This window comes from Klebsiella sp. 10-1 (genome assembly GCF_009758445.1).
In the GTDB taxonomy this organism is placed as follows: domain Bacteria; phylum Pseudomonadota; class Gammaproteobacteria; order Enterobacterales; family Enterobacteriaceae; genus Klebsiella; species Klebsiella scottii.
The window spans coordinates 20,055-28,135 of record NZ_WQRE01000018.1 but is presented as its reverse complement, the minus strand read 5'-3'; the positions used below and the strand labels follow the sequence as shown (position 1 = coordinate 28,135).

At 54.3% G+C, this 8,081-nt stretch carries 8 protein-coding genes, 1 other RNA gene and 1 pseudogene; 3 read left to right on the top strand and 7 right to left on the bottom strand.

Features of this window, described 5'->3' with window-relative positions; translation table 11 throughout:
- Positions 1-125: 125 nt before the first annotated feature.
- From GO007_RS28310 to smpB, 3 genes and pseudogenes are all read right to left on the bottom strand, one after another.
- Positions 126-560: pseudogene (locus tag GO007_RS28310) on the bottom strand (integrase arm-type DNA-binding domain-containing protein); the annotation flags it as partial.
- 286 nt (positions 561-846) lie between these two features.
- Positions 847-1,210, bottom strand: a transfer-messenger RNA (tmRNA) gene (ssrA, locus tag GO007_RS28305).
- 143 nt (positions 1,211-1,353) lie between these two features.
- On the bottom strand, positions 1,354-1,836 hold the full coding sequence (smpB, locus tag GO007_RS28300; RefSeq protein ID WP_045855711.1) for an SsrA-binding protein SmpB: 483 nt from the start codon (positions 1,834-1,836) through the stop codon (positions 1,354-1,356).
- Between the two features lie 153 nt (positions 1,837-1,989).
- Here smpB and GO007_RS28295 point away from each other — a divergent pair, with 153 nt between their 5' ends.
- Both GO007_RS28295 and GO007_RS28290 read left to right on the top strand, forming a co-directional pair.
- The gene (locus GO007_RS28295) at positions 1,990-2,427 is read left to right on the top strand and encodes a type II toxin-antitoxin system RatA family toxin (protein WP_198389073.1); all 438 of its coding nucleotides are present in this window, start codon (positions 1,990-1,992) and stop codon (positions 2,425-2,427) included.
- Positions 2,417-2,710, top strand: a complete 294-nt coding sequence (locus GO007_RS28290) for an RnfH family protein (protein WP_095105683.1) — start codon at positions 2,417-2,419, stop codon at positions 2,708-2,710. Before GO007_RS28295 ends, GO007_RS28290 begins: the two co-directional genes overlap by 11 nt.
- Before the next feature lie 77 nt (positions 2,711-2,787).
- On the opposite strand, the gene bamE is transcribed toward GO007_RS28290, so the two are convergent.
- The 3 genes from bamE to nadK form a co-directional block, all read right to left on the bottom strand.
- A complete protein-coding gene (gene bamE / locus GO007_RS28285; RefSeq protein WP_095105682.1) occupies positions 2,788-3,129 on the bottom strand; it encodes an outer membrane protein assembly factor BamE in 342 nt (113 codons plus the stop codon).
- 147 nt (positions 3,130-3,276) lie between these two features.
- Positions 3,277-4,938, bottom strand: coding sequence for a DNA repair protein RecN (gene recN / locus GO007_RS28280; protein ID WP_095105681.1), 1,662 nt, complete (start codon positions 4,936-4,938; stop codon positions 3,277-3,279).
- A gap of 86 nt (positions 4,939-5,024) precedes the next feature.
- Positions 5,025-5,903, bottom strand: a complete 879-nt coding sequence (gene nadK, locus GO007_RS28275) for an NAD(+) kinase (RefSeq protein ID WP_041146796.1) — start codon at positions 5,901-5,903, stop codon at positions 5,025-5,027.
- Between the two features lie 123 nt (positions 5,904-6,026).
- Between nadK and grpE the strand changes: the two genes are divergently transcribed.
- On the top strand, positions 6,027-6,617 hold the full coding sequence (gene grpE, locus GO007_RS28270; RefSeq protein ID WP_095105679.1) for a nucleotide exchange factor GrpE: 591 nt from the start codon (positions 6,027-6,029) through the stop codon (positions 6,615-6,617).
- A gap of 119 nt (positions 6,618-6,736) precedes the next feature.
- Here the strand turns inward: grpE and GO007_RS28265 are convergent, their stop codons facing one another.
- Entirely contained in the window at positions 6,737-8,023 is a 1,287-nt protein-coding gene (locus tag GO007_RS28265) for an HlyC/CorC family transporter (protein WP_095105677.1), read from the bottom strand.
- Positions 8,024-8,081: the final 58 nt, after the last annotated feature.

Here is an 8,081-nt window from a genome sequence, read left to right as displayed (position 1 = left end):
GGACCAGTTGAGCGGATTCGCGTTTAAACTCTGCACTGAAATTTCTTTTTTTCATTGAGGCACCTGTAATGTTCTGAGGTGAGCATATCACCTCTGTTCAGGTGGCCAAATTCAGTAAACCACTACATCTCACCAATGGCAGGGAATACATCTTTCTCCAGTGAACGCCAAATGTCTTTTGCGTAATCAGGGGTAACGCTTTTGCTTTTGAGCTTGAACCAGTTTGTCGCAACAGTCGAAAAAATACTGTCTAGAGCTATCTGTTGCTGTTCTTCAACAACTTCGGCCTGAACTTGGGGGTCGATACCATTAGCTAACAAGGCAAGGTAATTCGCTCTCAACCCTCGGGCATCAGCAAGCGAAAGGGCGGGGAAGGCACCGAGCCCCATCATTGTTCGCTGTTTAGTTGCCGGACGTTGATAACGGAAACGCCAGAGTTTTTTGCCACTGGTTTTCACTATCAGGAAAAGCCCGTCGCCATCATGCAGCGTTAGATCCTTCTCTAGCGCCTTAGCGCGCAGAACTTCGGTGTTGGTCAGGGGGCGTGTTGTCCGTGCCACTGTGGCCGCTCCTTCATGAATTGGTATACGCTTTTAGGTATACATCCTACCGTATACCTAAACGTATACCAATAATCACCGGATTTAGCCGGATGTTCTCGGACAACAACAGATACAAAAAAGCCCGCAGGGCTTGTGCCATGCGGGCTTTCTGTACTTCACCGGACGTATCCGGATCATTATTTGGTTAGCAATTCTCAGTAGACTTCACTGGACATGAAAAAGGCCGCAACCCTTGTGAGGTGCGGCCTTGATAGTCTTTAGTAGACTTTACTTTACTAAAAAGTGGTGGAGCTGGCGGGAGTTGAACCCGCGTCCGAAATTCCTACATCCTCGGCACTACATGCTTAGTCAGTCTTTACATTCGCCTGGCACCTGCGGACAGACACGCCACTACCAGACTAGCCTGATTAGTTTTAACGCTTCAACCCCAGGCAGGGTATTCACGCGATCTCTTTTGGGTTTGACCTCTCTTTGATCCCCGTCTTAAGAGCGGAAGCTAGGGAGAGAGGGCTCAGAGCAGGTTATTAAGCTGCTAAAGCGTAGTTTTCGTCGTTTGCGACTATTTTTTTGCGGCTTTTTACGAGGCCAACCGCCCCTCGGCATGCACCTTGGGTTTCGCGAATCCCGTCGAATCCAGAATCAGCCCCAATGTGTTAGAACAAGTATAACAGATTTATGAACAGGCTTACCAGCCCTCGTTCGGTGGTTTATAGCGCCTGATTGGGTAAAAAATCAGCATCAACAACGATATAGCACAAGGGCCAGCTTAGCTGGCCCTTGGAGAAGGAGGTTAACGTCCGGCGTGTTTCATAATGCGCGCTTTATCCACCGCCCATTCGCGGTCTTTCAGATCGGTACGCTTGTCGTGCTGTTTCTTACCTTTCGCCACGCCAATTTTCACTTTGCACCAGGCGTTTTTCCAGTACAGCGACAGGGCAACGACGGTATAACCTTCCCGGTTAATACGGCCGTACAGCGCATCGAGCTCGCGCTGATTCAGCAGCAGCTTGCGGGTGCGAGTCGGGTCGCAGACGTAGTGGGTTGAAGCCACGGCCATTGGCGTAAAGTTGGCACCAAACAGATAGGCTTCGCCGTCTTTCAGGATCACGTAGCTATCGCCGATGTTGGCTTTACCTGCGCGCAGAGATTTGACTTCCCACCCTTGCAGGGCGAGACCCGCCTCGTATTCATCTTCGATAAAGTATTCATGACGGGCGCGTTTATTCAGCGCAATGGTGGCTGATCCAGGTTTGTGTGCTTTTTTCTTAGTCATAGTGTCCTGAAGTCATCGCTTATCTTATACATAGTTACCTCAATCCATCCTGCGAGGTGTAACGCGTTATCTTAGCACGAGTTGTGGCACAGCGTTTTTTTTAGCAGCAGATAAATGATATTATTTGCGCCGTGTTTAAATGTGGAACTTGCTATGCCTCAGATTAGCCGTACCGCGCTGGTGCCGTTCAGCGTGGAGCAGATGTATCAACTCGTAAACGATGTGAAGTCCTACCCTGATTTTTTGCCAGGCTGCACCGGTAGCCGCGTGCTGGAGTCCGGACCGACGCAGATGATGGCGGCGGTTGATGTGTCCAAGGCAGGCATCAGCAAGACTTTCACAACGCGGAATACGTTAACCAGCAACCAGAGCATCCTGATGAGTCTGGTCGATGGTCCGTTTAAATCGCTTATTGGCGGCTGGCGGTTTATTCCGCTGAGTCCGGATGCGTGCAAAATCGAATTCCACCTCGATTTTGAATTCACCAACAAGCTGATTGAAATGGCGTTTGGCCGCATTTTTAAAGAGCTGGCGCTCAATATGGTGCAGGCGTTTACCACCCGGGCGAAAGAGGTTTATCGTGTCGGCTAAAATCGTCGTTGAAGTCGCCTATGCTTTGCCTGAAAAGCAGTATTTGCAAAGCGTAAGGCTGGAGGAGGGGGCGACGGTCGAACAGGCGATTATTGCCAGCGGGCTTCTGGCGCTACGCGACGATATAAATCTGGCGAAAAACAAGGTGGGAATTTATAGCCGCCCGGCCAAACTGCACGATGAAGTCCATGATGGCGACCGGGTGGAGATTTACCGGCCGCTCATTGCAGACCCGAAAGAGCTACGGCGCCAGAGGGCAGAGAAAAAGAACGACGAGAAGTAGGGCCGGCTGGCATAAAAAAAGCGCTCATTGAGCGCTTTTTGCGTTTCCGGAGCGGTATGGCTACCGCCGCCTGTGCATTACTCTTTGGTCAGCGCCGGTTTGTTATCAATGTTGGTTAACACACCGCTGTTGTTAAAGGTCAGAGTGAGGGTCTGCTGGGTAATGTTTTCATGCCCAGGCTGCTGACGGAAAACGTAGAACCAGGTGTTAGTGCCAAACGGATCCGACATCATTGGAGTACCCAGAGCATAAGCAACCTGCTGTTGCGTCATGCCGACACGAATTTTTGCTACATCGTTAGGTGCCAGATAGTTACCCTGGTTGATGTCAGGACGGTAAACCACTCGTTCCAGAGTGGAACAGCCTGCGGTCAACATAAGAAGAACCGCTGCGGCAGCAGTCAGCGTTTTACAGCGCATAGTGATTTGATTCCTTTTCGGGCCCGAGCAGTACGTGGCTCATCTGTAATATGCCGATAATAATAGACCTTTGCCCAGTTGGAAACCTTCGACTGCAGGTCTTGCGGCAATTTGCTGTTCACTATGACTCTGCGGAAATCAAAAAGTTTACGCCGCGAGCAACTCTTTCGCGTTCGCCAGCGTGTTGCGCGTGACTTCGCTACCGCCCAGCAGGCGGGCCAGCTCCTGCAGACGCGCGCGTTTATCCAGCGGATGCATGTGGGTTTCGGTCATCTCACCATCGGTCTCTTTGCAGACGATGAAGTGGTGATGACCGCAGCCAGCTACCTGCGGCAGGTGGGTGACGCACATTACCTGGGTCGATTCCCCCAGCTGGCGTAGCAGCTTGCCGACCACGGCGGCCGTCGGGCCGCTGATGCCGACATCGACTTCATCGAAAATCAGGGCCGGCGTTTCCATCTTCCGTGCGGTAATGACCTGAATCGCCAGCGCAATACGGGATAGCTCGCCGCCGGAGGCCACTTTAGCAATAGGTTGCAGCGGCTGGCCGGGGTTGGTGGTCACGCGAAACTCGATGCGATCCGCGCCTTCGGCAGTCAGATGACGCTCATCAAAGACGATGTCGATGGCAAACACCCCGTGAGGCATGGAAAGTGAGTGCATACTCTCAGTGATCAGCCGGGTCAGCTCATCGGCGCTGCGCTGCCGCGCGGCGTGCAGCTGCCGGGCCGTTTCCAGCGCCAGCTGGTGATGTTCAACCACCGTCTGGCTGAGCGACTCCAGCGAGCCTGCGCTGTCGTCCAGCAGGCGCTGTTCTTCTAACAGCGCCTGATAGAACGCAGGCAGCTCTTCCGGCGTAATTTGATGCTTGCGGGCAAGGGAAATCTGCCGCGAGATACGCTGCTCCAGTTCGAACAGGCGGTTTGGGTCGAGATCCAGACGGTCGTTATAATGGCGCAGCTCGTCGGTTGCCTCGCTTAGCTGAATTGACGCTTCTTCCAGCATATCCAGCACGCTGGATAGCTTGCTGTCCATGCCGATCAGCTCGCCCACCAGCTGCTTAGCTGCGTAGAGCTGGCTTTGCAGGTTCGCTTCTTCGCCGTCCGCCATCACCGTCAGCGCATGCTGACAGGTGCTCAGCAGCTGGCCGCTGTTGGCAAGACGCCTGTACTCTTCGTCGATTTGTTCGAATTCACCCTGCTGCGGGCAGAACTCGTTTAGCTCTTTTAGCTGATACTGCAGCAGGTCGGCGCGAGCGGCGCGTTCCTGACTCTGCTGCTGATGCTGCGCCAGCTCGCGGCAGCTCTGGTGCCACTGGCGATAATGCCCGCCCATGAGCTGAGTAAGCGCATACTCACCGGTATAACCATCGAGCAGCGTTTTTTGGTGTTCTGGCTTGGTTAGCAGCTGGTGCGCGTGCTGGCCGTGGATCTGGATAAGCAGCTGACCGAGCTCGCGAAGCTGGGAGAGGGGAACGGCGGTACCGTTAATGAAGCCGCGCGAACGGCCGTCGGTGCTGATGACGCGGCGAAGTAAACACTCACGTCCGCTTTCCAGCTGGTTCTCTTCCAGCCAGCGCTGCGCCGCGGGCGTATCTTTTAACGCGAAGCGCGCGCACAGGTCTGCGCGGCTGGCGCCTCTTCGCACCATATCAGCTTCCGCTCTGCCGCCAAGGCACAGCCCAAGCGCATCGATGGCTATCGATTTCCCCGCACCGGTTTCCCCGGTGATGGCGGTCATGCCGCTGTGAAAATCGATCTCCAGTTCACGAACGATAGCAAAATTACTGATGGTGAGTTGCGCCAACATAGCTGCCTTCCTGTATGAAAAACCATTACTGTGTTTTCGTACAGTATAGACTGGTTTTTTATCCAGTAAAGAGGCAGATTATAAAATCAGAATAATTTTTTCGACCATCCGAGCTTGGTGCTCAATGTATTGAAATAGCTGTAATCTTTCGGGTGAATAAGATTCAGGTGGTAGTCGCAGCGATGGATTAAGACATCTTCACCGTCCTGAATCGGCAGGGCTATCTGGCTGTCGCAGCTGATCTCAAGGTCGCTGCAGCGCTGGGAAAAGCGCAGGCGAATGGTGCTGTCGCCGTTAATGACCAGCGGGCGGGCCGAGAGCGTATGCGGGAACATCGGCACCAGGGTGATGGCATCGAGCGAAGGCGTCAGAATGGGGCCTCCGGCGGACAGCGAGTAGGCTGTTGAGCCCGTCGGGGTGGAGATAATCAGGCCGTCGGAGCGCTGGGAGAAGGCAAAAACCTCGTCGATATAGACCTCGAACTCGATCATGTGCGCGACCTTGCCCGGATGCAGAACCACTTCGTTAATTGCCGTGCTAATGCGTTTCTGACAATCCTGCTGGCATACCTGGGCTTCCAGAAGAAAGCGTTTTTCGGCGATATAGTGGCCTTCAAGCACGTCGGCAAGCTGCTGCAGCGCGTTATCCGGGTCGAGGTCGGTCAGAAAACCGAGATTGCCGCGGTTGATGCCGATGACCTGAATATCATACCGCGCCAGGGTGCGCGCGGCGCCGAGCATGTTGCCATCACCGCCAACGACGACCGCCAGATCCGCCTGTTGGCCAATTTCCGCCAGCGTTCCCGTTTTGACGTTGCTAAGCTGTAGCTCATGGGCGATCTGTTGTTCGACCAGAACTTCGTAGCCTTTACTGCACAGCCAGCGCCAGAGCATTTCATGTGTGGTCAGCGCGGTCGGGTGACGAGGGTGCCCCACAATGCCTATACACTTGAAATGGTTCTTCATGTTCTGGATGTCCTTGCGTTAAATGAATGATGACAATCTGACTGCTTCCCTTGAAACCCGGAAACTGATCCCCATAATAAGCGAAGTTAGCGAGATGAATGCGAAAAAAACGCGGAGAAATTCATGAGTAGTAAAGAACAGAAAACGCCTGACGGGCAAGCCCCGGAAGAAATTATCACGGAACAGCACGAGAACGTTGAGGCGGTTGAGCCTGAGGTTTCTGCTGACCAGGTGGATCCGCGCGATGAAAAAATTGCGAATCTGGAAGCGCAGTTGGTTGAAGCCCAGACTCGTGAACGCGAAGGTGTCCTGCGCGTAAAAGCGGAAATGGAAAACCTGCGTCGTCGCACCGAGCTCGACGTGGAAAAGGCGCATAAATTCGCTCTGGAGAAGTTCGTAAACGAACTGCTGCCGGTGATCGATAGCCTGGACCGCGCGCTGGAAGTGGCCGATAAAGCCAACCCGGACATGGCTTCAATGGTTGAAGGTATTGAGCTGACGCTGAAGTCGATGCTGGACGTTGTCCATAAATTCGGCGTGGAAGTGATTGCCGATACCAACGTGCCGCTGGATCCTAACGTTCATCAGGCTATCGCGATGGTTGAGTCTGAAGACGTGGCGGCGGGCAACGTGCTGGGCGTAATGCAAAAAGGCTACACCCTGAACGGCCGTACTATTCGCGCAGCGATGGTGACCGTGGCGAAGGCGAAGTAATTCGCTGTAAAACGGCCGCCCGCGGGTGGCCGTTTTTTTATGCTTTATTTCCCTGCGCTGGCGCCGGTTTGGCGGCAAAAAACGGCGAACCGAGTTTCACCGCTCCATCGGGCGGGCGATTATTCCGCCGCGCTTTCACGAATAGGCTTCACCGGCATCACCTTCACCTGCTTAATCATATTGTCCTGAACGTCGAGAATATCGATGTCGTACTGCTCGATGCGCACGCGGGTGCCGGGAGCCGGGATCTCTTCCAGCGCTTCGAGAATAATGCCGTTAATCGTTCGGGCTTCGTCTTCCGGCAGATGCCAGTTAAACGCCTTATTGATTTCACGAACGTTGGCGCTGCCGTCAATAATCACCGAGCCGTCGTTTAGCGGGGTCACTTCCTCCGCCAGGGTGGGCGACATCGAGGTGGTGAAGTCGCCGACAATCTCTTCCAGAATATCTTCAACCGTCACCAGGCCCTGGATATCGCCATACTCATCGACCACCAGTCCCACCTTCTTCTTATTGCGCTGGAACTTCACCAGCTGCGTGCTCAGCGGCGTGCCTTCCGGCACGAAGTAAATCTCGTCCGCGGCGCGGAGCATCACCTCTTTGGTGAACTCTTTTTTCTCGGTCATCAGGCGATAGGCTTCCCTGACGCGCAGCATGCTGATGGAGTCATCCAGCGAACCGCGGTAGAGCACAATGCGGCCGTGCGGCGAGTGGGTGAGCTGGCGGACGATGGATTTCCAGTCATCGTTAATATCGATACCGATGATCTCATTACGTGGAACCATAATATCGTCCACGCTGACCTTCTCGAGGTCCAGCACCGAGAGCAGCATGTCCTGATTGCGGCGGGAGATTTGCGTGCGCGATTCATTTACGATGGTGCGCAGCTCATCTTTGCTCAGCGCTCCGCTGATAATGATATCGGTTTTGATGCCCATCATTCGCATCAGAAGGCGGGTGATGGTGTTCAGCAGCCACACCAGCGGCATCATCAGCACCTGCAGCGGCGCCAGTAAGAAGCTGCTCGGGTAGGCGACTTTCTCCGGATACAGCGCGGCGATAGTTTTGGGTAGGACCTCGGCAAATACCAGCACCACGAAGGTCAGAACGCCGGTGGCGATCGCCACCCCGGCATCGCCGTACAGGCGCATACCCACGATAGTCCCCAGAGCAGAGGCGAGGATATTGACCAGGTTGTTGCCGATCAGCACCAGGCTGATTAGGCGATCGGGTTTGCGCAGCAGCTTTTCGACGCGCCTGGCCTGACGATTGCCCTGCTTCGCCATATGGCGCAGACGGTAGCGGTTTAGCGTCATCATGCCGGTCTCAGAGCCGGAGAAATAGGCTGAAATGATCACCATGATAATCAAGGTCACGATTAGCGTGGTGGTAGAAATGTGTTCCAGGAGGGACTCCTTAAAGCCTGTCCCACCGGGCGATTACCGGCCCGATCCGGCAGAGCCC

Bases quoted from the DNA above. Each gene is read 5' to 3' on its own strand.
- grpE (WP_095105679.1), top strand. From the start codon at position 6,027: ATGAGTAGTAAAGAACAGAAAACGCCTGACGGGCAAGCCCCGGAAGAA.
- bamE (WP_095105682.1), bottom strand. From the start codon at position 3,129: ATGCGCTGTAAAACGCTGACTGCTGCCGCAGCGGTTCTTCTTATGTTG.
- GO007_RS28295 (WP_198389073.1), top strand. From the start codon at position 1,990: ATGCCTCAGATTAGCCGTACCGCGCTGGTGCCGTTCAGCGTGGAGCAG.
- nadK (WP_041146796.1), bottom strand. From the start codon at position 5,903: ATGAAGAACCATTTCAAGTGTATAGGCATTGTGGGGCACCCTCGTCAC.
- recN (WP_095105681.1), bottom strand. From the start codon at position 4,938: ATGTTGGCGCAACTCACCATCAGTAATTTTGCTATCGTTCGTGAACTG.
- smpB (WP_045855711.1), bottom strand. From the start codon at position 1,836: ATGACTAAGAAAAAAGCACACAAACCTGGATCAGCCACCATTGCGCTG.